Source organism: Bacillus sp. JJ1562 (assembly GCF_036962705.1).
Lineage (GTDB): Bacteria > Bacillota > Bacilli > Bacillales > Bacillaceae_L > Ferdinandcohnia.
Genome location: NZ_JBALOQ010000087.1, coordinates 1 through 1284, shown reverse-complemented (window position 1 = coordinate 1284; position 1284 = coordinate 1). Strand labels below are relative to the sequence as shown.

The 1284-nt window shown below is 35.8% G+C and carries 2 protein-coding genes; both read left to right on the top strand.

The window, feature by feature from the left end:
* The first annotated feature begins 80 nt into the window (after positions 1–80).
* The gene (locus tag V7097_RS25905) at positions 81–371 is read left to right on the top strand and encodes a helix-turn-helix domain-containing protein (RefSeq protein WP_335706513.1); all 291 of its coding nucleotides are present in this window, start codon (positions 81–83) and stop codon (positions 369–371) included.
* A complete protein-coding gene (locus V7097_RS25900; RefSeq protein WP_335706512.1) occupies positions 368–1240 on the top strand; it encodes an IS3 family transposase in 873 nt (290 codons plus the stop codon). The genes V7097_RS25905 and V7097_RS25900 overlap by 4 nt, the downstream gene beginning before the upstream one ends.
* Positions 1241–1284: the final 44 nt, after the last annotated feature.

Here is a 1284-nt window from a genome sequence, read left to right as displayed (position 1 = left end):
TGTTATTGTACCCATATGGTAGACAACTTTAGAAAAACGCACTCTCAAATGCTACATTTAGTTTTGGGGGAGTGTATAAAATGAGAATTCAAAATAATTATCCATATGATTTAAAGAAACAAGTTGTAGAGATGTTTTTAGAGGGGCATTCTGCGTCTGAATTAGCTAAGAAATTTGAGATTAAAAATCAACGTAGAGTATATGACTGGGTAGAGAAGGTAAGAGCTGATGGGTATTCTGCATTAAACGATACTAGGGGACAGAAAAGTAAGGGGAAGAGTAAAAAGAAAAAAACGTTAGAAGAAGAGTTTGAATTACTGAAGTTGGAGAATGAATACTTAAAAAAGTTGTTGGATCTAAAAAGGGGGTGAACGATAAGGAAGAACAATATGCTTTTATTCATGCATATTCAACCGAATATCCAGTCACGAAATTGGTGGAAATAACGAATGTATCACGTTCTGGTTATTATAAATGGTTACTAAGGAATGGAAGCAATAATCAAGATAGGGTGGATGAGTCCTTATTCCTTTATATTCATAAGATATTTACTGATCATCGAGGGACAGTTGGTAGAAAGCGGATTAAACTTTGGTTAAAGAAAGATTATGGGTTGGTTGTAAATGAGAAACGTATTTCAAGAATTATGCGCAAGTATGGATTACAGTGTAAGATTCGTAGAAAGAAGTTCAAAAATAGACCTCAACCGAATGGAATCATCCCGAATATATTAGATAGAAACTTTCATGCGATGAGACCAGGGATTAAATTAGCGATTGATATTACCTATATTGAAGTGGAAAAAGGTCTTCAGAAATGGATATTTTTATGTGCAATAAAAGACCTATTCAACGGGGAGATAGTAGCTTATTCACTTGGAACGAATCAGGGGATGAAACTAGTATATAGGGCATTAGATGAATTGAAAAAAAGAGGGTTTGAGAATAGAGCGATCCTACATAGCGATCAAGGCACTCAATTCACAAACCGTCGGTATATGAAGCGACTACAAGAAATGGGTATTACCCAATCTATGTCCCGCAGAGGCAACTGCTGGGACAATGCTTGTATCGAGAACTTCTTTGGGCATTTGAAATGTGAAATGCCTTGTTTCAGTCACCCTGAAACAGTGATAGAAGTGCGACAAGCAGTAGAAGCTTATATTCACTATTATAACAATAAACGTATCCAAACGAAATTAGAAATGAGTCCTGTTGAATTTAGGACTCATGCAGCTTAATTTTGTGCGTTTTTAATGGTGTCTACTTGACAGGGGCATGTTCA

Coding starts and splice junctions, on each gene's coding strand:
- V7097_RS25905 (WP_335706513.1), top strand. CDS start 81: ATGAGAATTCAAAATAATTATCCATATGATTTAAAGAAACAAGTTGTA.